We start from the raw sequence: 23411 nt of genomic DNA on the forward strand, positions 1-23411 counted from the left end.
TTTTATCAACGATTGGATTAATCCTTGGTCTTTATACTGTAAAATTTTAACAAAGGAGTTTTAAGAAGTTAGTTGTTTATTTAATGGGCTCTAAATAAGTTCAAAAAATTCATCAATCAAAAAATAATCTTTTTATGAAGCAACAAGCTAAGTTTTTTCAGTTATTCCTTATTGGATCTTTATGTTTATGTATCTCCTGTTCTTCAGATGATAGCAGAGATCAAAATCAATTTCCTGGTCAAAATAGTGATGGATGTATAGTTACCTCCTTAGCGCAAGTTCAAACCGGTCAATCTGTTCAGTTTAGAACATGCTTGGATGATGCGAGTACCTATCTTTGGAATTTTGGTGACGGTCAGACTTCTACACAAAAATTTCCATCACATGTTTATCAAGAGGCAGGAACGTATACAGTGCTTCTAACCATTGATGACAATGAAACGCCTTATGAACTATCAATTACCGTTAACGAGAGCGCACCCATAAGTAATAATATGCATAGTGGTATTATTAGTAAAGATGAGGTATGGAAAGAAGGAGAACACTTTATCACCGGAGGATTAATTATACATGCAAAAGTTACTATAGAACCAGGCGCAATTATACGAATCAATCCGGGAATCCCGATAATTTTTGTTGAATCACAAGATGCAAAAACAGGTACAAATGCTTCTGTTTATGCCGTAGGGACACCTGAAAAACCGATTGTATTTACTTCATCTCAGGATAATCCCTCACCAGGAGATTGGGGTGAATTCAGTTTTGGCAAACATTCGTTAATTGAAACATCTGTATTTGAGTATTGTACATTTGAGTATGGCGGAAAGTCAATTAACGGCATAGGTCCGCGTCCTATGGTTTCTATTGTTGATCAAGGGAGAGTGTCCTTTAACCATTGTACATTCCGTTATTCTGAAGGTTATGCCATTCAATTGGATGAAAAAAGTACTTTTGAAAAATTCAGCAACAATACAGTTGCTGATAATGGTAGTTATGATATCAATATTTCAGGTAATTCTGCTGGAAGTATAGAAGATAATAATAACATTGAAGGGAAAGGTATTTTAATTTCCATTCATCGTATCACTGAAACAGTAAACTGGAGCGGTCAAAATAGCCCATATGTGTTAGAAACTGATCTCTTAATAGGATCTAGTGAGCCTAATACTGGTGGGAGTTTGACCTTAAATGAAGGTGTAACATTAGCATTTGCAGAAGGCATAGGATTACGAACTTCAGATAATGATATTTCTTTATATGTAAACGGAACCGCAGCTCGCCCGGTAATTTTTACTGCCCTAAATGATGATGCTACTTCTTTATGGAAAGGTGTTGAACTTACGGGTTCACTTTCAGAGGACTCATATTTTAATTATGCAATATTTGAAAAAGCCGGTAGTTATTCCCGATTTGATACTCACAATGCAGTAATATATGTAAATGGGACTACCTTAAACATGACTAACTGTAAAATAAGCGGGAATAAAAAATATGGGATACAATTCTCATCAATGGCAGAATTAGGAGAATTTAGTAATAATGATATTGGTTCTACTAATGAATACGCTATGGGCATGCGGGGTAATCAGGCTGGTGGTATAGATTCTGGGAATACCTTTAGCGGAGGTAAAGATGTAGAATTGTTTTCTAACGATAATATTGATAAAGATATAACATGGCCTGCTTTAGGTGTGTTTTATAGAATTATGCGTACTTTATATATTGGATCCCAGTCAGGTACTTTTAATACCTTGACACTATCTCCTGGCGTCAAAATTTCAGGAAATATCGAAGTAGGAAAGAATTATACTACAGGAGAGGGTATCATTAATGCACCGGGATCCTTAATTGCAGTAGGTACTGAAAGTGAACCCATACTTTTTGAAAATGGAGGATTATCCACCGCTGAAATGATATCTTTTGAAGGTCAAACACAGTCCAACAGTATTCTTGATCATTGTATAGTAGATGGTAAAAGCTTGACTTCAGTTGGGATTAGGATAACATTTATCGAAAATGATCAGTCTAATCCTTATCCAACTATTAGAAATTCAACTATAAAGAATATGACAGGATATCCTATTTACGTGTCAGATGCTTATCCAATAATAGAAAATAATAGTTATGAGGGCAACGGCACTAACGATGTCTATTATATACCTTAGTTTGTAAGGTTTGATATACTCATCTATCTAAAAAATAAGAAGCCGGAAGTTATACAAACTTCTGGCTTTTCAGTATTAAATTCTACACTTTATTACTTAAAGATCAGAGATTTATAGTTTGCTATAAAACTTTGTCTTTATATTTTTTCAGTATTGTCCGGTTAAAGAAACTAGACCGCTGCACTGCAAGAAAATAGAACAAAGACTTAGTTGTAAATACTTATTTATTATAGTTTTTGAAGTAAAGGCGATTCATTTTCAAAATAAGTTGTCTAAATTTTAGAAAAGCAAGGTGTCTTTTCTATAAACTCCTAAATTCTTAATGGTAATAGAGGTTTTCAGAGCTTATCAACTTTTTTATCGCACAACAATGTTATATTTTTTGATTGTCCGTTATTATACCTAAAATTTAACTGAGAAGTCATCCTGAATTCATTTCAGGATCTCATTACGTTTATTTTCAGTACATTGAGATGAGAAGCTGAAACGAGTTCAGCTTGACGCAAACCGTTTAGGTTAAATTACGGATATTCGTTATTTTTTTATTTTATCTGCAATGGCATCGTACTACAACGGAAATTATTTAATTTTAAGTCCATCAAACTCTAACTAAACTTATAGTTTTCATGCAAAAACACATCTTATACTTCGTAATAGTACTTATAGTTATTTCCTGTAAGAAGGCAACAACCGTAGACCTATTAGTGCTAAATGCTAATATATATACCGTAGACGAAAGTAATCCTAAAGCGTCAGCTATCGCAATAGAAGATGGTAAATTTATAGCAGTAGGTCAAACTGAGAAGATTTTAGAAAAATATAATGCTCAACATATGCTAGATGTTGGCGGAAAGACTATTGTACCTGGATTAATCGATGCACACTGCCATTTTTATCGACTAGGGTTACAGCAGCAAAAGGTAGATCTTGTGGGAACACGTAGCTATGATGAAATGTTAGATCGTATGGCTAAATTTCAAAAGGAAAAGCAAGTTAGTTTTATTACGGGTCGCGGTTGGGATCAAAATGACTGGGAGATAAAAGAATTTCCTACTAAAGAAAAATTAGATAGTCTGTTTCCTGATACGCCGGTAGCCGTTCGAAGAGTAGATGGGCATGCATTGCTTGCCAATCAAAAAGCCTTAGACATTGCTAATATTACAATGGCAACAAAAGTAGAGGGAGGAGAGATTCTAAAAAAAGATGGAAAACTAACAGGGGTGCTTATTGATAATCCCATGGCATTGGTTGAGCGTATTATTCCAGAACCTACATTATTAGAAAGTGTTCAAGCCTTAAAGGATGCCGAGAAAATCAATTTTAGTTACGGATTAACTACTGTAGATGACGCAGGTTTAAGTCCGAAAGTGATTGCTCTGATTGACAGTTTACAGCGAATAGGAGAATTAAAAATACGAATTTATGCGATGGTAAGTAACGAGCCTGATTATGTTGAGTATTACCTAAAAAATGGAGTGTACAAAACCGATAAACTGAATGTTTCCTCTTTTAAGGTATATGCCGATGGAGCGCTTGGATCCAGAGGTGCCGCTCTAAAACAACCTTATGCCGATCAAGAAAACCACTTTGGAGCTATGGTTATTGGGAATGCCGAATTTAAAAATTTAGCAAAACGATTGGCAGATTCGCCGTTTCAAATGAATACTCATGCCATCGGTGACTCTGCCAATGCGGTAGTCATGAATACGTATTACGAAGTGCTCGCCAATACAACAAACAGAAGATGGCGCGTAGAACATGCCCAGGTTGTAGCTCCTGAAGAGTTCGAAATACTTAATGATAATTTGATCATGAGTGTTCAACCTACACATGCCACTAGTGATATGTACTGGGCAGGTAAGCGATTAGGAACCGAGCGAATAAAAGGCGCATATGCGTATAAAAAACTATTAGAGAAGACAAGCAAAATTGCTTTAGGAACCGACTATCCGGTAGAACATGTAAGTCCGTTTTATACATTTTATGCCGCGGTCGCCAGAAAAGACTTAAGTCAATATCCCAAAAACGGTTTTCAACGTAAAGATGCGTTAACCAGAGAAGAAACCTTGAAAGGAATGACCATCTGGGCAGCATTTAGTAATTTTGAAGAAATGGAAAAAGGAAGCATTACTGCCGGAAAATTTGCAGATTTTGTGATTCTCGAAGAAGATATCATGCAAATTGAAGAAGATAAACTCCCAAATATTAAAGTAAATGCTACATTTCTAAACGGAGAAAAGGTATATTAGTTGGTAGTTGATTTTGTGTTTTTCTCAAACATTAATTTTTATTTCCCTCCGTTTGCTTGTAAATCTGCAATGCAAGCTGCATCAAGTCTGGGTACTTCACTCATTCCCATAATACCGCTTGTAAATTGTATAGAAGCCTGCATTAAACACCCTGATACGTTACAATGATTGTTTCCTTCATTTTGATCATTAATTGATTCATGCGGCGATTGTTGTGGTGTCCCCAAATCCACTAAACCCAAAAGATGAGAAAATTCATGATGTAATGTTGCAGTTTCAATAGTACTTAATGAGGGAGCTCTAGGTCCGGATCTACTAAATCTACGAAGTGTTCCCTCATAGATAACCATCGAGGTGTTTTTGTAGGCAGATCCTAAAGTAACTTGCTCACCAGAGTCATTTTCGTTACTACCATCGGCAAAGTATACATACACTGCTATATCATCTCCTTCATTAAATAATGTACGTGTATTCTTTTCTATTTCTCTAATTTCTTCTATGGTAAAAGGAGCAGTATTAGAAGAGGGAACGGTGCGTAAATTAATGGTAATACCATCTGGTTTGTTTAATCGATCTTCCAAAAATGTCCTGAAGTTTTCAATCGCAATACTTGTAGGTTCAAAACCTTCGACTGCTACAATTTCAATAGTTAAACTTTTAAAAGTTGTATCACTTAATAGATCATTGGGTGTGCCACCGCTTCCTAAAGGAAGATTATTTGCTATTTGATCAGGATTGCCATTGATAGGAGAATCATCATCATCAGAACATCCAACTAAAATAAAAGTGGAAATTAATAGATAACTTAAAAGCTTAGTCAGTTGCACAATATTCAATATTTGTAGGTTTATCTATAAATAAACTACCTAAAGCAGTCTTAAAGCAATAGGAGTTCAAAAACAATTCAAATAACGAAATAATCTAAATATACTGTATTCTTGTCCGTTGGATAAATAAACAAATTTACAAGATACTTTTACCGAAGTTTAACATTGTTTTTAGAACAGATGTATAGTCTATCAAATAGTATACCAGTTATATTCAGTAATAATTAGGTCTAGTCTTCAACTACGATTAGGTCATAGTTAACTTAGCTAAATAATCATGATTGCTGCCTTCAATAATTAATTCACATATAAAACCATGCGTATTGGCGGCGTTCTGCAAGGTGTTAAAATCGATAAACAACCAGTCGAACCAGTTTGACTTTTGTTCTTTATAGCGTAATCGATATTTGATTTCTCCGTAATAGGCAGTAGTAATATCTACCCAGAAACCTCCGTCTTCATCTGTGAATAGGTATGAAATATCTGAAGAATCTAAAAGGATTTGCCCTTTCGGCTTCAATAGTGTTTTAAGATGAATAAAAAAGTGATCTATATTAGCTAGTTTTCCTATAATCCCACTTCCATTCATCAACAACAATAAGGTATCAAACTTTTTATCGGTAAGTTGGTAGACATCTTTAACATGTGCACGCTGTATTCCTCGTTTTTTACAAATCTCTATAGCTCCGCCAGAAATGTCTATTGCGGTCACATTTAGATTCCTTTTATTTTGCAGATACATACTATGACTGCCAGCACCGCAACCAATATCAAGAATTTCGCCCCGACATAATTCTAGTGCACGCTGTTCTAATTTTGGCATTTCTTCATAATTTCTAAAAAGGTAGGGTACAGGGATATGATCATCATCAAAGTCGGGTGATTGTACAATGATATCTTCAGTATAGTTCTGATTAAAAAAATCTTTTATTGCTTCTCCAAAAATATCTGTATGCATATGTAGTTTACTGAAAGTTAACACTTAATTTTGCAGTATGCAGGAATTCATTGATCAATTACCGCAACTGGCCAAAGATAAATATATAGAGAACAAAAAGTTCTTAACAAAGCTCAGAAAAAAACCGCCTAAGCAATTAGATTATATAATGCAGGCGCTACACGACGAAGAGTTTAGACAAACCGACTGTTTACGCTGTGCGAATTGCTGCAAAACGACAGGTCCTTTGTTTACAGATAAAGATATAGAAAGAATTTCGAAGTTTTTTAAAATGAAGCCTCGTCAATTTGAAGAACAATACCTTAAACAAGATGAAGATGGCGATATGGTTTTACAAGAAACACCTTGTACGTTTTTAGGAGCAGATAATTATTGCGCGATTTATGAGGTACGACCAAAGGCTTGTAGAGAGTACCCTCATACCAATCGTAAAAAATTCCATCAGATTGCGAATTTGACATTAAAAAATGTTGCTATTTGTCCTGCTGCGTATCACATTGTTGAAAAAATGAAGGCAAAGATTTCTTAATAGTTATCGATACCTTTAAATAGAACTGGTTTAAACTTTTTCAATTTGCTAAAAAAATGCCGTTTTGCACTCATATTTTATAATTTTTGACTTCCGTAGCGCGGCTATGCAAGTAAAAAATTACTTCATCTAAGCACAAAACCTTCATTTTTCGCCTAAATCAAAAAAGTCTAAACCAGTTCATAATTTATTAATTGTATATCAAATACTTCTTTCTTTTTCTTTTATATTTTTCAAGATCTTCACTCCATGATTTTTTAATTTGTGTAGCACTCAAACCAGCCATTATTTGCTGTTGAAGTTCTTCATTACCTGCATGTAGGGTGAAAGACTTGGTATTAAAAAACTTCTCTTTACCTGTACAGTTTTTATAGGCATTAATTAACCAATCCAGTTGTATGCGATGTAAACGATTCATTTTTCGAAGGTCGTTGCCATAACAAACCTCACCCTGATGTTTGGGATACTTCGCTCCAAAATTAGGTTTGGGGATATAGGCATAATCGTACTTCTCTAAGGTAAGGTCTGGAGAGCCAAAAACTTGAAATTGGGTTTCGGTTCCTCTTCCTGCATTAATTGTGGTTCCTTCAAAAAATCCTAGACTAGGGTATAAATTTATGGCTTTATCATTGGGTAAATTTGGAGAGGGCCGAATAGGGAGGCTATAAAATTTTTGGTGTGAATAATTTTTAACGGGTACAATGGTAATTTTACAAGTTAATCCTTCACCTAACCATCCTTCACCATTAATCATTTGGGCATATTCACCAATGGTCATTCCGTGAACGAGGGGAATAGGATGCATACCTAAAAAACTAGAATGCTCAGGTTTTAATGTTGGTCCGTCTATATAGTGCGCATTCGGGTTAGGGCGATCCAGTATGAGTAGCATTATGTTATTTTCTGCGCAGGCCTGCATTACATAATGTAGTGTTGATATGTAGGTGTAAAAACGCACGCCCACATCCTGAATATCAAAGATCATAAGGTCTATACCTGATAGTGATTCTGCCGTTGGTTTTTTATTTTTACCATGTAATGACACGATGGGTAAGCCTGTTTTTATATCTTTTTCATCGGCAACTAATTCCCCTGCATCGGCTTTACCCCTAAAACCATGTTCTGGAGCAAAAACTTTTTTAACGGCAATGTTATTTGATAATAATGAATCTACCAAGTGGGTATATTGTTGAAATTTTAATGACCGAATGCCTTGTTCATCTTCTAGTAATGGTGCAATATTAGGATATTTAAAGATGACTGAAGTTTGATTACCAACAATGGCAATGTTTTTTCCTTGAAGGAGTGGAAGGTATTCTTCAGTTTGATTAGCCCCTACAATAATGGGGTCAGAAAGCACCTCCTGGGCTTCAGTTTGTTGCAGCGCTATAGTGTCCTGTTGTTTATTTTGGATTGTTTGCGCAGATGCTTTTATCATACTTCCGCAGAAAATAATCAAGGTACAAAAGAATAAAAATGTATTTTTGAACCTGTCTTCCATATGGATAGATGCTTTGTTAATCAAAATCATAGTTAAGCTTGAATTTCGAGTATTTTATCGCTAAACGTCTTATCAAAGGTAAGGAACAAAAAAGTAGCATTTCGACTCCTATTATAAAAATTGCGATTTCTGCTATCGCATTGGGAATGATCATGATGCTGATTACGGTCGCTACAGGTATAGGCTTACAACATAAAATTCGAGAAAAAGTAGCAGCATTCAATGGGCATGTTATTATTACGAGTTTTGATAATAATAGTAGTGTAGAATCTTTGATTCCTATTTCTGTAGAACAAAATTTTTTTCCCAAAATTCCTGATGTCGATGGTATCGTTCATATGCAAGCCGTAGCTACCAAAATGGGTTTGATAAGAACAGATTCAGATTTTGATGGTATCATCGTAAAAGGGGTTGATGAACATTACAATTGGGATTACTTTAAAGAGTATCTGGTGGCGGGCAAACTTCCAAATTTTAAAGGTAAACTGAATAATGAAATCTTAATCTCTTCTCATGTAGCCCGTCAATTAGCATTCGAAGTAGGCGACAAGGTGATTACTTATTTTTTGAAGAAGAACACAGCATCCAATACACAGCCTTTTATTAGAGCTTTTACAATAGCTGGTATCTATAATTCTGGTTTTCAAGAATTTGATGAAACATATCTTTTTGCAGACATACGGCACATACAAAAGATGAATAAATGGAAAGATGACGAGGTAGGCAATTTTGAAGTTTTTATCGATAATTTTGAAGAGATTGATGAAAAAGGTCAACAAATTTATGAAAATATACCCTCTACATTAGACAGTCAAACAATAACACTAAAATATGCTACGATTTTTGAATGGTTAAAACTTTTTGATTTAAATATTATAGGAATTATTGGTATCATTATAATAGTGGCAGGTATTAATATGATTACGGCACTATTAGTTTTAATCTTAGAAAAGACACCTATGATAGGCATATTAAAGGCATTGGGAACACCAGACTGGAGTATAAGAAAAGTATTTTTATACAATGCGGCGTATTTGATCGCTATAGGTATGTTTTGGGGGAATCTAATAGGTATCGGTTTACTGTTTATACAAGATCATTACGAGGTAGTAGGGCTTAATCCTGAAACCTACTATGTAAGTACTGCCCCTGTATTTATTAGTGCGGTGCATATCGTAGTTCTTAACCTTGGGACCATGCTACTGTGTTTATTCATGTTATTGATTCCATCGTACATCGTTTCGAAGATTTCTCCTACGAAATCTATCCGTTTCCAATAGTTATCCAAACTGAATATAGAAATAGGCTAAAGGTGCGCCGTTGCTATCTCCTTCTGCAAAGCTTCAAAATTCTTATATAGCTTTAACCCGCTTTATGCATTAGAAAATCTATTACAGCTTGAAACTGCTGCAAAACCAATCACTACGTTGTATTTTTAAGTTTCACCATAGCGATGCTATGCTAAAACTTAGAAAACACTTGGTTTTATGGCATTTTAAACCCTCATAACGAAATTCTAATGCATAAATCAGGTTTAACTCTGAAAGCTTTTTGTAATGAAGTAGAAGGTGATATGAACAAGTGGATTGGACTATTTCTATATTCAGTTTGGTATTAGCAATTGTTGTTCAAAAATTGTCAATAGACAAACTAGGTCGTATCTTTGCATTACAAAATATCATAAAATTATACGAGTGGAATACGCAGAAAATATTTTGGAAACCATTGGAAACACTCCTTTGGTAAAGATGAATGCTTTAGTTAAGGATATAGATGCTTTGGTGCTTGCCAAATACGAGACTTTTAACCCGGGAAACTCTGTAAAGGACCGAATGGCGTTAAAAATGATTGAAGATGCAGAAGCAGACGGTCGATTAAAGCCCGGTGGTACAATAATAGAAGGTACTTCAGGAAATACAGGCATGGGATTAGCCTTAGCAGCTATTGTAAAAGGATATACGTTAATTTGTGTAATGGCCGATAAACAATCTAAAGAAAAAATGGATATTCTTCGAGCAGTAGGAGCAAAGGTAATGGTGTGCCCTACAAATGTAGAGCCTGATGATCCAAGATCCTATTATTCCGTTTCTCGAAAATTAGCTGAAGAAACTCCTAACTCCTGGTATGTTAATCAATATGACAACCCCTCAAATACACTGGCACATTACCAAAGTACAGGGCCAGAAATATGGAAGCAAACCCAGGGAAAAGTTACTCATTTTATCGTAGGAGTTGGTACCGGTGGCACCATTTCTGGTGTTGGGAAATACCTTAAAGAACAAAATCCGAATATCAAAGTTTGGGGTGTAGATACCTATGGATCAGTATTTAAAAAATATCATGAGACAGGTATTTTCGATGAAAATGAAATCTATTCTTACATAACCGAAGGGATAGGAGAAGATATTCTTCCAAAAAATGTAGATTTTTCAGTAATTGATGGTTTTACCAAAGTAACCGATAAGGATGCTGCTATTTACACGCAAAAATTAGCAAAAGAAGAAGGAATGTTTTTAGGGAATAGTGCAGGTGCCGCAATAAAAGGGCTACTGCAATTAAAAGAACATTTTTCAAAAGATGATGTTGTTGTTGTACTTTATCATGATCATGGCAGTCGCTATGTAGGTAAGATGTTTAATGATGATTGGATGCGCGAACGAGGTTTTCTTGAAGAAGAAGTGTCTACTGCAATCGATTTGATCAAGGATCACGCAGATAAACCCTTGGTAACGGTTAAGACAGAAGAATTAGTCTCTCACGCTATAGAACGTATGCGTAAATATCAAATATCTCAAATTCCAGTGGTAGATACCGATGGTTTCGTAGGTTCTGTAGATGAAAGCGCACTTTTTAAAGCTTTTATGGAAGATAAAAATATGGATAGTACCCCTATAAAAGAAGTGATGAAAGCTCCTTTTCCAATTGTAGATTCTAAAACCTCTCTTGACCAAATCTCCAAACTTATCAAAAATGGAAATCCAGCTGTGTTGGTAAAGCTTGAAGAAGGACAACATCAGATCATCACCAAATATGACGTAATCAGTCATATAAAATAAATTAGTATATTTAAAATAAAATAGCCTATCCCCTGCATTAGTAAAAAACTAATAAAGGGGATATTTGCGTAATTGGGAGTATAGTTCACGCAACAAAATACGAGAAAGCTTATCTATATAAATGATAAGGATTCATTAATTAAGGGAACGACACTATGTATAAATACTCATTTGATTTTGCTGATATTGATAATCTGAGAAACTTTTACAGGTCTCAATTAGATCCGGGTAGCTCATCAGACCGGATTTATTTTCCAAAAAAAATTGCCGATGGATATTTGTCTTATTATAAAATCTCTCCCGAAGTCTTTCTTCTTATTAATAACTATAAAGCTAATGTAGATATAAAATATATCAGGAGACCTATTAAGGATAAAGATATAATTCTTCATTTTAGAAAATACGCGTTGGATCACCAGTTTGAGACTAATCAAATAATAAGTAAATATTCAGATAGCTATACACCGGGAAACATGAGATGTATGGATGCGCAGTACGGAGAACAAGTTTTGATCACCAAAGGTGCCGAGGTAAAATCTACAATGATCGTGCTTAAAAGTACCTACACAGAGCCCTACTTTATGAAAAGTAGTACTATGGCAGAAAAATTAGACCATTATATTCGTTGTTCTCATCAGCATATTAATAAGTTTTATCTATCTTACAAGCAATCCAATCTTTTTGACCAAATCGTAACTCCTAAAAATAGTACTGTAGAAAATTATTTATATTATATAGCCAGAGGAATTCGGCTTCTAGAAACATTTTGGAAAGACGTACTAAAATGGGAAACGGCAAGTAACCCATTTCATATTAATAGCGCTCAAGTAGGAAATATATATAAAGTAAGTAATTATTTAGAAGAAAATTTACAAGAACCTTTTGTAGGAGTGGATCAATTAGCGGCTATGGCGCATATGAGTAGAACCAATTTTTTTAATATGTTTAAAGAGATTCACGATCAAACACCTTTAGAGTTTTTCAATAATAAAAAATTAGAAAGCTCTTACAATCTTATATTTGGTGATGGATTATCGATAAAAGAAGTCATGGATACGCTAAATTATTCAAACTCTTCAAAATTTAAAAAAGCGTTTTTCAATAAGTTTGATGTTTTTCCAGATACAAACGCATAAAATAAAGATGGTTGTCAAAAATTGACAACCATCTATAACCTAACACAAACTCAACTTAGCTTAGGGTTTTGCAATCTTTATGTCGTTTTGAATCTAATTTTCCCTTAGTCAAATACAAAGTAACGGAATGCTATCAATGTAAAGCTTTCCATTAATACAGAAAATGTTACCAATAGTACATATTTTGTTAGAAATTAACGCAGTATTAAGGAAATATTGCTTAACGGGCTGTTTTACCTTCTTTTTTAAAGCGTATTTATCTCATTATTGTTTCAAAATGAATACTATACCTGGCTGTTTGGGTAGTGTGAAAACATTTTATCCTATTTTATATTCATTTTGGTATTACATCAAATTCAAGTTGTGCTATGTTTATTATTTACCATGCAGGAATTTTAAAGTATACCTAAAGCACTTTGTGTATAGAATAATTTTAGTAGTTTTACAGCAATATAAAAAGCTACTACATTTGTCTTCATCTTACCCAAAATGTACATGGCGAATGCTATTATCTACTTATTAATTCTAGGTAGACCTTGCAAATAGTAAGCTATACATATTATGAATGAAGATTTTATCCAATATCTCTGGAAGTATAAAAAGTTTGATCTCAAAAATTTAAGAACGACAGAAGAACAGTGCCTCATTTTACATCGCGTTGGAGAACATAATACACAAAGCGCTGGTCCTGATTTTTTTAATGCTTTAATAAGCATTGCAGATCAAAAATGGGCAGGTAATGTTGAGGTTCATTATAAATCAAGTGATTGGTATGTGCATCAGCACGAAACTGATAAAGCATATGACAATGTAATTCTTCATGTTGTTTGGGAAGATGATATTCATATTTATAGACAGGATAATACCTCGATTCCAACGTTACAATTAAAAAATTACATCGACAAGCATCTTCTCCTTCAATATCAAAAGCTATATAGTACAAGCAATACCAATTGGATATCTTGTGAAAGACTCATATCAAAGGTCCCCGATTTTATTATGAATCATTGGCAAGAACGTTTGTACATAGAACGACTAGAGCAAAAATCAATAGTCATCACATCATTATTAAAAAATTCGACCAATAATTGGGAAGCAACTTTATTTAAGCTATTGGCAAAAAATTTTGGATTAAAAGTTAATAGCGAAGCTTTTTTAAGCCTGGCTAATTCTATAGATTTTTCAGTTATTCAAAAGTGTAGCACAGCGTTGCATACATTAGAAGCTCTTTTTCTAGGGCAAGCTGGACTGTTAAATAAAGATATAGATATACCTTATGCTGGAAAACTTAGAAAAGAATACGAATTTTTGAAAAATAAATTTCAACTTCAAACTAATGGAATCATACCTATGCAGTTTTTCAGGTTAAGACCTGCTAATTTCCCAACATTGCGATTAGCTCAGTTGGCAGCCTTATACTATAAGAACACTAATTTCTTTCATAATAGTATAAAAAGTACTTCGATTGATGAGACATATAAACTTTTCGAGATTGAGACTACTAATTTTTGGAACACGCATTACACTTTGGAAAAACAATCCAAATATCGAAAAAAGCGTTTATCCCGAGCGTTTATTGATCTTATTGTGATCAATACAATTATTCCGTTTAGATTCGCCTATGCCAAAAGTAAAGGTTATCATGATGATAAGGTATTTAATTTAATACAGGAATTGTCTTTTGAAAAAAATAGTATTATAGATAATTTTACCGCTTTAAAAGTACCTGTACATCATGTGATGCATTCTCAGGCATTACTACAACTTAAAACGAAGTATTGCGAACAAAAAGCATGTTTACAATGTGCTGTAGGTAATTATTTGCTAAATCAAGATTGAAGTTTAGGATAATATAATTATTTTGCGATATGCTATATCATCTAAGACATTTTTTAGAGCGCAACGGATTTTATGTATCCTCCAGATTGGCTGATCGATTAGGAATGAGAGCGAAAAACGTACGACTTTTTTTCATTTATTTGACATTTGCCACTGCAGGATTAGGTTTTATAATCTATTTAAATATGGCATTTTGGTTAAGACTAAAGGATTTGGTGTATACCAAACGAACTTCTGTATTTGATTTATGATTGAAACGTATAATTGGGGAAGACCAAAAGTGTATATCGCACTAATTTTATTAGTTACAGTCATTATTATTGGAGTATTTGGGTTTCGTATTTTATCTGATTATTCCTGGGTTGATGCTTTATATATGACGGTTATTACCATGACCACAGTTGGCTTTGAAGAAGTGCAGCCACTTGATGATAACGGCAAGCTATTTACAGTATTCTTAATTTCTACTAGTGTTGCCATCTTTGCTTATTCAGTTTCTGTAATCACAGATTATATCGTAAGTAAAAACGATCCCAAAAAAGTACAATATCGAAAAATGCAAAAAATGATACATCAACTTGAAGACCATATAATTATTGTAGGTTATGGTCGTAACGGTAAACAGGCTGCCGTAAAGCTAATGGCTTATGATAAACCTTTTATAGTTATTGAAAATGATACTGAAGTCATTGATCGATACCATGATGATAAAATTCTGTTTTTAAAAGGCAATGCGACTGAAGATTCGGTATTGCTAGAAGCAGGAATGAAAAATGCCTCTTGTTTAATCTGTACATTACCAGAGGATGCAGATAATCTATTTATTGTACTATCAGCAAGACAGATCAATAAAAACCTTAAGATAATTAGTAGAGCTTCGCAGGATGCTTCCTATAAAAAAATACGATTGGCTGGCGCAGATAATGTAATTATGCCCGATAGAATCGGAGGAGATCATATGGCATCTCTTGTAGTAGTTCCTGATTTAATAGAATTCCTAGACAATCTTTCAATCGTAGGTAAAAAATCTATAAACATAGAAGAGGTTTCTTTCGAAGACATGTTTGATGATCAAGAAGAACGTACGATACGTACTGTAGATATGAGATCAAAAACAGGTTGCACCATTATAGGATACAAATCCCCACAAGGAGATTACATTGTTAATCCAGAAGCCGATACACCATTGGGACCAGGATCTAAGATTGTGGTTCTAGGGCGTCCAGAGCAAGTAAATCGTTTAAATAGAGAGTTTGATATTTAACAGTTTCTAAACATTTAACTCGCTAAAAATTGTTCGCAAACGTTTTTTTTGCCATCTTGCTGACTTCAAAAACATAAAATTTAATTAACTCACACATTATGAAGAGAATTCTTCTTTCGATTCTAGTATTTACAATTCCTATAATAACATTCGCACAAGAAACCACAGAAAAAGGCTTAGATCAAAAAATAGATGAAGCCTTTCAGCCGGTATCAGATTTTTTCTCAAGTGTCATTTTTTTTGAAGTTTTTAGCGGCGCCCCTTTTGTAATCATATTGTTAGTATTGAGTGCTCTGTTCTTTACGATTTATTTTGGGTTTCCGAATGTTCGATACTTCGGAAGAGCTATCAATGTTGTTAGAGGAAAGTATGATGATGTTGAGAGACATGGAATTCAAGGAAAAGCTGAAATTAATACAGTTGACGGAGATATAAAAGATACGATTCGGGATGAGTCTAAAGAAGGAGAGGTTTCTCACTTTCAAGCGTTAGCAACTGCCGTTTCTGGTACTGTAGGTAATGGAAACATCGCAGGTGTTGCCTTGGCGATTGCCTTGGGAGGTCCAGGAGCTACATTTTGGATGATAATCTGTGGTTTACTTGGGATGTCTACCAAATTCGTAGAATGTACACTTGGGGTTCAATATAGAGATGTAGGTGAAGATGGTACCGTTTACGGCGGTCCTATGTATTATCTTAGCAAAGGACTGAAAGAAAAAGGGTTTGCCTGGGTTGGTAAAATTACTGCAGTTTTATTTGCTATTTTTTGTATTGGAGGATCTTTTGGAGGTGGAAATGCAGCACAGTCCAATCAGGCAACTATTGTTTTAAAAGAAATGTTTGGATTACAAAGTACTGGTGCTGGTTTTTGGATTGGCGTGATCTTAGCTGTACTTGTGGGAATTATCATCATAGGAGGTATCAAACGTATTGCCTCGGTAACCGAAAAGGTAGTTCCGTTTATGGCTGTAATGTATGTATTGGCATGTATTTACATCATATTTAGTAATTTTTCTTTTGTAGATGATGCTTTAGGAATGATTGTAAGCGAAGCTTTTAGTCCTAAAGCTATTGGTGTAGGCGGACTCATAGGCGTATTATTGGTTGGTTTTAAAAGAGCAGCATTTTCTAATGAAGCAGGCGCAGGTTCTGCGTCGATTGCACACTCTGCTGTTAAAACGAAATATGCTGCCAGCGAGGGACTAGTTGCTTTGTTGGAGCCATTTATCGATACCGTGTTAATATGTACAATGACTGCATTAGTAATTATAATATTCAATTCTGGAGGTGCATTTGAATATGGAGGAGATGGCACCGGAGTAGTTTTCATAGACGGACTCCCGTACGAAGGTGCCGGAATAACACAAATGGCCTTCGCCGAGTACATTCCATATTCTGATATATTTCTAACCATCGCCGTTGTTCTTTTTGCAGTTTCCACCATGATTTCATGGTCATATTATGGTCTGCAATCCTGGAAATTTTTATTCGGTAGAGGAAAAACAGCCGATCTAGTATACAAAATTTTATTTCTAACCTTCGTGGTGATTGGAGCGGCTGCAAGTATGAATTCTATCTGGGCTTTTTCAGATGCTATGATTTTTGCTATGGTATTTCCGAATATGGTAGGATTATATTTCTTATTCCCGGTAGTCAAAAAGCAATTAACGCGATATTTTACAGCGATTAAAGAATCACGATCCTAGTCCATGATAACAAGTGTAGCGGTTACCTACGTTCTCAATTTTATAATTAATTTACTACCAATTAATTATTAAAATTTAAACTTATGAAATCTGTTCATTTACGTTTAGTACTTCGTATCTCACACTCATAACTCATACCATAAATGAATACTTTAAAATCCCATTTTGAAATGCATTTACGTTTCAGAAATGGGATTTTAGTATTATCGCTGCTCATCGTATTGAGCATACTTTTATTTATTTTTTATCCGTATACCAAAGTAGATCAGCAAAACTTCGTCGAACTTAAAGAATTTCAACAACAGGTAGATTCCTTAAAAAGAATAGCCATACAGCAAAGGGATGAAGTGAAACTAAAAACGTTTAACCCTAATTTTATCTCTGATTTTAAAGGATATCAACTGGGGTTGTCTCCAAAAGAATTAGATCGACTTACAGCATTTAGGCAACAAGGTAAATGGGTTAATTCTATAGCAGATTTTAAAAAAGTCACCCAGGTGTCAGATTCGTTGCTAAGTGTGATAGCACCTTTGTTTAAGTTTCCCGATTGGTTAGCCAAGAGAACTACAGTTAAAAGGGAGTACAAAAAAAGAACAATAACCAAAACCTTGAACCAAAAAGGAGACCTTAATACGGTAACCGCTGCAACTTTACAACAGCAAATAGAGCTACCAGATTTTATCGCCAGAAGAATCGTTAATTATAGAAATAAAATCGGAGGATTTATACACGACTTGCAGCTCAAAGATGTATCAGGGCTTTTTGATAATCAACGACGAAAAATACTGGCATCGTATACAGTCAAAACTTCGAAACCTGTAAAAAAAATAAATATTAACGAAGCATCAATTAAGCAATTGTTAGAAATACCCTATTTCGATTTTGAAACCGCAATAGAAATAAAAGATTTGATAGATAATCATGGGATCATCTCTGATTTTAATGAATTAGGAAAAATCGAAGGATTTTCGTTAGAAAAAATAGATAGAATAGCTTTATATTTGACATTAAAATAAAAATCGGAAAAAAATTGCTGTGAATTTTAATGGATCCTCAATGTATTAACATCCAACATTCTTATGGGTGGAGAATTTATTATGATGCACAGTGCTATGTTAATCAAAAATCATAGATGTTATCATATGAACAGCATGTATTTTACAGAAGAGCACGAATTGTTTAGACAAAGTCTACAAGATTTTCTTAAAAAAGAAGTCACACCGCATATTGATAAATGGGAAAAATCCGGAACTATCGACCGCTTTATTTGGGAAAAATTTGGCGAAATGGGGTATTTTGGGATTGCATATCCCGAAGAATATGGAGGCCTGAATTTGGACTTGTTCTATACCCTAATTTTGTTAGAAGAATTACAAAAAATAAATTCAGGAGGTTTTGCTGCAGCGATTTGGGCACATGTCTATTTGGCAATGACCCATATAAACAAAGAAGGCGATCAACAAATAAAAGAAAAATACCTCACGCCAAGTATTGCGGGTCAAAAAATTGGATGTTTAGCAATTACTGAACCTTTTGGAGGCTCTGACGTTGCGGGAATGCGAACAACAGCTGTAAAACATGAGGATCATTATCTAATTAATGGATCTAAGACTTTTATCACCAATGGTGTATATAGCGATTATCTCGTTGTTGCTGCAAAAACCAATCCCGATCTTGGTAATAAAGGTATTAGCATGTTTGTTGTTGACCGTGAAACTCCTGGTATAAGAGCAACAAAGCTCGAGAAATTAGGATGGCGAGCATCTGATACAGGAGAAATTTCATTTGATAATGTTAAAATTCCACTCGATAATCTCTTAGCAGAAGAGAATAAAGGTTTCTCTTATATCATGCAGCATTTTGCCTTAGAGCGTTTGATTATGGGGGTCAACGCACATGCGAGAGCAGAGTTTGCTCTGGAGTATACGATTAGTTACATGGCCGTTCGAGAAGCTTTTGGTAAAACAATTGATAAATTTCAGGCATTACGACATACAATAGCCGATATGGCTAGTGAGGTAGAAATGTGCAAAGAGTTTAATTATTCTATTGCCAAACGCTTAAATGATGGTAAATATGTAGTCAAGGAAGCAAGTATGTCAAAATTACTGTCCACAAAAATAGCTGATGAAGTTATCTACAAATGTTTGCAACTATTGGGTGGATATGGATATATGGAAGAATATCCTCTAGCTCGACTATTTCGTGATAGCAGGCTAGGGCCTATTGGTGGAGGTACTTCAGAAATTCTAAGAGAAATTATTGCAAAGATGGTTATCGACAAGAAAGAGTATAAACCAGCAACTTAAATAAATAGGTCTACCGGTCGCTGAAATAAAAATAGAAAAGACTTTGTATATTATAGTATTGTAGTATATTTGCAACTTAATTTTTAAAGAAAGGAGGTGCAACTATGTTAATTATACCAGTTAAAGACGGAGAAAATATAGATAGAGCGTTAAAACGTTTTAAGCGTAAATTCGATAGAACGGGAACGATGCGTCAGCTTCGTAAACGTCAAGCATTTACAAAACCTTCTGTAGAGCGTAGAGCTCAAGTTCAGAAAGCGCAATATATTCAGCACTTACGAGATCAGGAAGAGATTTAAAATGTAGAAGCGTAGTTCTCTGTATTACTTTTAACAAAAGCTTCGTTTTTCAGTATAGATTAAACTGTTAGGATTACAAAAGTTTTATATTTTTGTAGTTCTAACGGTTTTTTTATGCTTTTTTCTAAATTTCTGGAGTATCTGCTTTTTGAAAAAAATTACGCAAAACATACAATTGTTGCGTATAAGGCAGATTTAGAAGCTTTTTCAAACTTTTATATACAAGAGTTCGAAAGCGACGTTATCACAAAAGCAAACTATGCTCAAATACGTTCATGGATAGTAGTCTTAGTTGAGCAAAAAGTGTCCAATCGAACTATTAATAGAAAAATTTCTTCTCTTAAATCATATTATAAATTCTTATTGAAAATAGGTGAAATAACCAACAATCCACTAGCAAAACACAAACCTTTAAAAGTTTCAAAAACAATTCAAATTCCTTTTTCAGAAAGTGAAATTGATAATGTTCTTGACGATTTAAGAGATGCTCATGATTTCGAAAGTATTAGAGATAGACTAATAGTAGAACTCTTTTATGCTACCGGAATGCGAAGAATAGAGTTAGTTAATTTAAAGGTTTTAGATATCAATATTAGCGCCAGGCAAATTAAAGTCCTGGGAAAGCGTAATAAAGAGCGATATGTGCCTCTTTTAGATACAGTATGTCAAACGCTAAAGCTATATTTAGAGGTGAGATCAGATATACAAGTAAAAGAAAATGAGCCCTTCTTGCTGCTCACTAAAAAAGGAGTTAAAATCTATGAAACACTTGTGTATCGAATCATAAATAGTTATTTTAGTAAGGCTTCTGCAAAGGTTAAAAAGAGTCCGCATATTCTAAGACATTCATTTGCGACCCATTTACTTAATGAAGGAGCAAATTTGAATGCTGTAAAAGAATTGCTTGGTCATTCCAGTTTAGCTGCCACGCAAGTGTATACGAATAACAGTGTCGCTCAGCTAACAAAAGTTTATCAACGATCTCACCCACGGAACAAAAGGTAATTATAAGTGCTTCTTTTCGGCTTAAAATAGTTGTCAAACCAATTAAATTAACACCTATGAAAGTGAACCTTCAATCTGTAAATTTTAACGTAGATCAAAAATTGGTGAATTTTACTCAAGCGAAATTGGATAAGTTAGAAAATCATTTTAATCGAATTATTCATGCCGATGTATTTTTGAAAGTAATGAATACGAGTGGAAAAGAAAATAAAATTACTGAAATTTTATTGAGTGTGCCTGGAGATGAATTTATTATCAAAAAGATTAATAAAACGTTCGAAGGAGGTGTGGATGAATGTGTTAGTTCTTTAGAAAGACAACTCAAAAAACGAAAAGAAAAATTAAATGCGCATGTTTGACTATTTTTTTAATAAATAGTTTTGTCTAAAACATAAATTATTATACATTTGCAGTCCGTTAGAAATAGCGGACTTTTTTATGTTCTAAAACATAGTGAAAAGCCGATATAGCTCAGCTGGCTAGAGCAGCTGATTTGTAATCAGCAGGTCGTGGGTTCGAGTCCCTCTATCGGCTCTTTTAAAACTTAAAAATCCTCTTAAAAAATGAATAGTTTACTGTAAAATTATTTATTTATAAAAAGTGGAAAAGTTTATGCTGTTAGTAGCGTTAAAAAAGAATATTTCAACTGGTTTTCCAGCAGTTTTATAACTATGAAATATGATTTTTATTGAATTTTGATTTGTAGAATAAATGATTATTTTTGCGCTTTTCAAATTCACAAAGTTCATTTTGAAATACTAACATTTGGGGGAGATACTCAAGCGGCCAACGAGGACAGACTGTAAATCTGTTGGTTTTTACCTTCGCAGGTTCGAATCCTGCTCTCCCCACAATATTAATTCAGAATTAAGAACGCAGAATTCTGAATTAAAATATAGATTAGTGTTAATTCTTAATTCAACGTTCTGAATTTAGAATTGCAAATGCGGGAGTAGCTCAGTTGGTAGAGCGTCAGCCTTCCAAGCTGAATGTCGCCGGTTCGAACCCGGTCTCCCGCTCAAATTGTATACATATAATTACAACATAATATGTATAATGGTACAGATTTAATATTTGTATCGAGTAGAACAAAGTAAACTTAGTTTTCTACTCAAAAGCTAATCTTGATGCATTTTTAGCATTGGATTTTTAAAATAAAGTAAAAGATGAGTCGGTTTTCTTTTGATAAACGTTCAAAGAACTCTGGTTTATCTTCGTACTTTTTAAAGCCGGTGTAGCTCAGGGGTAGAGCGTTTCCTTGGTAAGGAAGAGGTCACGAGTTCAAATCTCGTCATTGGCTCTTAGTAAAGAAGCATAAATTGAACACTAATATATAACTAAGATTAAATACATTAATTATGGCAAAGGAAACTTTCGATCGTTCCAAACCGCACTTAAATATTGGTACTATTGGACACGTTGATCACGGTAAAACAACTTTGACTGCTGCTATCACAAAAGTATTAGCAGAAGCTGGTCTTTCTGAAGCTAGAGATTTCGATACTATCGACAACGCTCCAGAAGAAAAGGAAAGAGGTATTACAATTAATACATCGCACGTAGAGTACCAAACAGAAAATCGTCATTACGCTCACGTTGACTGTCCTGGTCACGCCGATTACGTAAAGAACATGGTTACTGGTGCTGCTCAAATGGACGGAGCGATTTTGGTAGTTGCGGCTACTGATGGTCCAATGCCACAGACTCGCGAGCACATCTTATTGGGTCGTCAGGTAGGTATTCCTAGAATCGTTGTTTTCCTTAATAAGGTAGACATGGTAGATGATGATGAGCTATTAGAGCTTGTAGAGATGGAAGTAAGAGATCTTCTTTCTTTTTACGAGTATGATGGTGATAATGGTCCTGTAATTTCAGGTTCTGCACTAGGTGCTCTTAATGGAGAACAAAAATGGGTAGACACGGTAATGGAGTTGATGAAGGCTGTAGATGAGTGGATCGAATTGCCAAAACGTGATGTCGATAAAGATTTCTTAATGCCTATCGAAGATGTGTTTTCTATTACAGGTCGTGGTACAGTTGCTACCGGTCGTATAGAAACAGGTGTTGCCAATACAGGAGATGCTGTAGAAATTATCGGAATGGGAGCAGAAAAATTAACTTCTACCATAACTGGAGTTGAGATGTTCCGTAAGATCTTAGATAGAGGTGAAGCAGGAGATAACGTAGGTATCTTATTAAGAGGTATTGAAAAAACTGAAATCTCACGTGGTATGGTTATCACTAAGCCAGGATCAGTAACTCCACATAAAAACTTCAAAGCTGAGGTGTATATCCTTAAGAAAGAAGAAGGTGGACGTCATACACCATTCCACAACAACTACCGCCCTCAGTTCTACGTACGTACAACTGATGTGACTGGAAACATCGCGCTTCCTGACGGAGTTGAAATGGTAATGCCTGGAGATAACTTAACAATTACTGTAGAGTTGATTCAGCCAATTGCAATGAATGTAGGTCTTCGTTTTGCTATCCGTGAAGGAGGTAGAACAGTAGGTGCTGGTCAAGTTACCGAAATTTTAGACTAATTAAGCATATCGTATATAAGTA

At 34.5% G+C, this 23411-nt stretch carries 19 protein-coding genes and 4 tRNA genes; 20 read left to right on the top strand and 3 right to left on the bottom strand.

What is annotated here, in order from left to right:
• Positions 1–134: 134 nt before the first annotated feature.
• Positions 135–2165, top strand: coding sequence for a PKD domain-containing protein (locus J8281_RS19880; protein WP_210197171.1), 2031 nt, complete (start codon positions 135–137; stop codon positions 2163–2165).
• A gap of 626 nt (positions 2166–2791) precedes the next feature.
• Positions 2792–4414: an amidohydrolase gene (locus J8281_RS08395; protein WP_210197172.1), complete on the top strand. Its 1623-nt coding sequence runs from the start codon at positions 2792–2794 to the stop codon at positions 4412–4414.
• Positions 4415–4452: 38 nt separating this feature from the next.
• On the opposite strand, the gene J8281_RS08400 is transcribed toward J8281_RS08395, so the two are convergent.
• Together J8281_RS08400 and J8281_RS08405 are read right to left on the bottom strand one after the other, a co-directional pair.
• A complete protein-coding gene (locus J8281_RS08400) occupies positions 4453–5241 on the bottom strand; it encodes a hypothetical protein (protein WP_210197173.1) in 789 nt (262 codons plus the stop codon).
• 247 nt (positions 5242–5488) lie between these two features.
• Positions 5489–6199, bottom strand: coding sequence for a bifunctional 2-polyprenyl-6-hydroxyphenol methylase/3-demethylubiquinol 3-O-methyltransferase UbiG (locus J8281_RS08405; protein ID WP_210197174.1), 711 nt, complete (start codon positions 6197–6199; stop codon positions 5489–5491).
• A 37-nt stretch (positions 6200–6236) separates the two neighbouring features.
• Between J8281_RS08405 and J8281_RS08410 the strand changes: the two genes are divergently transcribed.
• Positions 6237–6728 (top strand): YkgJ family cysteine cluster protein, encoded by a 492-nt coding sequence (locus J8281_RS08410; protein WP_210197175.1) that lies wholly within the window; start codon positions 6237–6239, stop codon positions 6726–6728.
• A gap of 190 nt (positions 6729–6918) precedes the next feature.
• Here J8281_RS08410 and J8281_RS08415 read toward each other — a convergent pair whose 3' ends face one another.
• On the bottom strand, positions 6919–8259 hold the full coding sequence (locus J8281_RS08415) for an exo-beta-N-acetylmuramidase NamZ domain-containing protein (RefSeq protein WP_246849041.1): 1341 nt from the start codon (positions 8257–8259) through the stop codon (positions 6919–6921).
• Positions 8260–8267: 8 nt separating this feature from the next.
• Between J8281_RS08415 and J8281_RS08420 the strand changes: the two genes are divergently transcribed.
• From J8281_RS08420 to tuf, 17 genes are all read left to right on the top strand, one after another.
• Positions 8268–9509, top strand: coding sequence for an ABC transporter permease (locus J8281_RS08420; RefSeq protein ID WP_210197176.1), 1242 nt, complete (start codon positions 8268–8270; stop codon positions 9507–9509).
• A gap of 414 nt (positions 9510–9923) precedes the next feature.
• Positions 9924–11285: a pyridoxal-phosphate dependent enzyme gene (locus J8281_RS08425; protein WP_210197177.1), complete on the top strand. Its 1362-nt coding sequence runs from the start codon at positions 9924–9926 to the stop codon at positions 11283–11285.
• A gap of 155 nt (positions 11286–11440) precedes the next feature.
• Positions 11441–12421, top strand: a complete 981-nt coding sequence (locus J8281_RS08430) for an AraC family transcriptional regulator (protein WP_210197178.1) — start codon at positions 11441–11443, stop codon at positions 12419–12421.
• A 561-nt stretch (positions 12422–12982) separates the two neighbouring features.
• Positions 12983–14260, top strand: coding sequence for a DUF2851 family protein (locus J8281_RS08435; RefSeq protein ID WP_210197179.1), 1278 nt, complete (start codon positions 12983–12985; stop codon positions 14258–14260).
• 29 nt (positions 14261–14289) lie between these two features.
• Positions 14290–14511 carry a PspC domain-containing protein gene (locus J8281_RS08440; protein WP_210197180.1) on the top strand — a complete coding sequence of 74 codons (222 nt, stop codon included), beginning with the start codon at positions 14290–14292 and terminating at the stop codon, positions 14509–14511.
• Positions 14508–15524 (top strand): TrkA family potassium uptake protein, encoded by a 1017-nt coding sequence (locus J8281_RS08445; RefSeq protein WP_210197181.1) that lies wholly within the window; start codon positions 14508–14510, stop codon positions 15522–15524. Before J8281_RS08440 ends, J8281_RS08445 begins: the two co-directional genes overlap by 4 nt.
• A 98-nt stretch (positions 15525–15622) precedes the next feature.
• Positions 15623–17230 carry a sodium:alanine symporter family protein gene (locus tag J8281_RS08450; RefSeq protein WP_210197182.1) on the top strand — a complete coding sequence of 536 codons (1608 nt, stop codon included), beginning with the start codon at positions 15623–15625 and terminating at the stop codon, positions 17228–17230.
• A gap of 143 nt (positions 17231–17373) precedes the next feature.
• The gene (locus tag J8281_RS08455; protein ID WP_210197183.1) at positions 17374–18246 is read left to right on the top strand and encodes a helix-hairpin-helix domain-containing protein; all 873 of its coding nucleotides are present in this window, start codon (positions 17374–17376) and stop codon (positions 18244–18246) included.
• A gap of 126 nt (positions 18247–18372) precedes the next feature.
• A complete protein-coding gene (locus J8281_RS08460; RefSeq protein WP_210197360.1) occupies positions 18373–19539 on the top strand; it encodes an acyl-CoA dehydrogenase family protein in 1167 nt (388 codons plus the stop codon).
• Positions 19540–19643: 104 nt separating this feature from the next.
• Complete coding sequence (rpsU, locus tag J8281_RS08465; protein ID WP_025743950.1) at positions 19644–19838, top strand: 30S ribosomal protein S21; 195 nt, start codon at positions 19644–19646, stop codon at positions 19836–19838.
• 114 nt (positions 19839–19952) lie between these two features.
• Positions 19953–20843: a tyrosine-type recombinase/integrase gene (locus J8281_RS08470; RefSeq protein ID WP_210197184.1), complete on the top strand. Its 891-nt coding sequence runs from the start codon at positions 19953–19955 to the stop codon at positions 20841–20843.
• 56 nt (positions 20844–20899) lie between these two features.
• A complete protein-coding gene (hpf, locus tag J8281_RS08475; RefSeq protein WP_210197185.1) occupies positions 20900–21202 on the top strand; it encodes a ribosome hibernation-promoting factor, HPF/YfiA family in 303 nt (100 codons plus the stop codon).
• 101 nt (positions 21203–21303) lie between these two features.
• Positions 21304–21377 (top strand) — tRNA-Thr (locus tag J8281_RS08480).
• 234 nt (positions 21378–21611) lie between these two features.
• A tRNA-Tyr gene (locus J8281_RS08485) sits at positions 21612–21694 on the top strand.
• 95 nt (positions 21695–21789) lie between these two features.
• A tRNA-Gly gene (locus tag J8281_RS08490) sits at positions 21790–21862 on the top strand.
• A gap of 209 nt (positions 21863–22071) precedes the next feature.
• Positions 22072–22143, top strand: a tRNA-Thr gene (locus J8281_RS08495).
• Positions 22144–22201: 58 nt separating this feature from the next.
• Complete coding sequence (gene tuf, locus J8281_RS08500; protein WP_210197186.1) at positions 22202–23389, top strand: elongation factor Tu; 1188 nt, start codon at positions 22202–22204, stop codon at positions 23387–23389.
• Positions 23390–23411 lie beyond the last annotated feature (22 nt).

Source organism: Aquimarina sp. U1-2, from assembly GCF_017897595.1.
Taxonomy (GTDB): Bacteria; Bacteroidota; Bacteroidia; order Flavobacteriales; family Flavobacteriaceae; genus Aquimarina.

Coding starts and splice junctions, on each gene's coding strand:
- J8281_RS19880 (WP_210197171.1), top strand. CDS start 135: ATGAAGCAACAAGCTAAGTTTTTTCAGTTATTCCTTATTGGATCTTTA.
- J8281_RS08395 (WP_210197172.1), top strand. CDS start 2,792: ATGCAAAAACACATCTTATACTTCGTAATAGTACTTATAGTTATTTCC.
- J8281_RS08405 (WP_210197174.1), bottom strand. CDS start 6,199: ATGCATACAGATATTTTTGGAGAAGCAATAAAAGATTTTTTTAATCAG.
- J8281_RS08410 (WP_210197175.1), top strand. CDS start 6,237: ATGCAGGAATTCATTGATCAATTACCGCAACTGGCCAAAGATAAATAT.
- J8281_RS08415 (WP_246849041.1), bottom strand. CDS start 8,259: ATGATTTTGATTAACAAAGCATCTATCCATATGGAAGACAGGTTCAAA.
- J8281_RS08430 (WP_210197178.1), top strand. CDS start 11,441: ATGTATAAATACTCATTTGATTTTGCTGATATTGATAATCTGAGAAAC.
- J8281_RS08435 (WP_210197179.1), top strand. CDS start 12,983: ATGAATGAAGATTTTATCCAATATCTCTGGAAGTATAAAAAGTTTGAT.
- J8281_RS08440 (WP_210197180.1), top strand. CDS start 14,290: ATGCTATATCATCTAAGACATTTTTTAGAGCGCAACGGATTTTATGTA.
- J8281_RS08445 (WP_210197181.1), top strand. CDS start 14,508: ATGATTGAAACGTATAATTGGGGAAGACCAAAAGTGTATATCGCACTA.
- J8281_RS08450 (WP_210197182.1), top strand. CDS start 15,623: ATGAAGAGAATTCTTCTTTCGATTCTAGTATTTACAATTCCTATAATA.
- J8281_RS08455 (WP_210197183.1), top strand. CDS start 17,374: ATGAATACTTTAAAATCCCATTTTGAAATGCATTTACGTTTCAGAAAT.
- J8281_RS08460 (WP_210197360.1), top strand. CDS start 18,373: ATGAACAGCATGTATTTTACAGAAGAGCACGAATTGTTTAGACAAAGT.
- rpsU (WP_025743950.1), top strand. CDS start 19,644: ATGTTAATTATACCAGTTAAAGACGGAGAAAATATAGATAGAGCGTTA.
- J8281_RS08470 (WP_210197184.1), top strand. CDS start 19,953: ATGCTTTTTTCTAAATTTCTGGAGTATCTGCTTTTTGAAAAAAATTAC.
- hpf (WP_210197185.1), top strand. CDS start 20,900: ATGAAAGTGAACCTTCAATCTGTAAATTTTAACGTAGATCAAAAATTG.
- tuf (WP_210197186.1), top strand. CDS start 22,202: ATGGCAAAGGAAACTTTCGATCGTTCCAAACCGCACTTAAATATTGGT.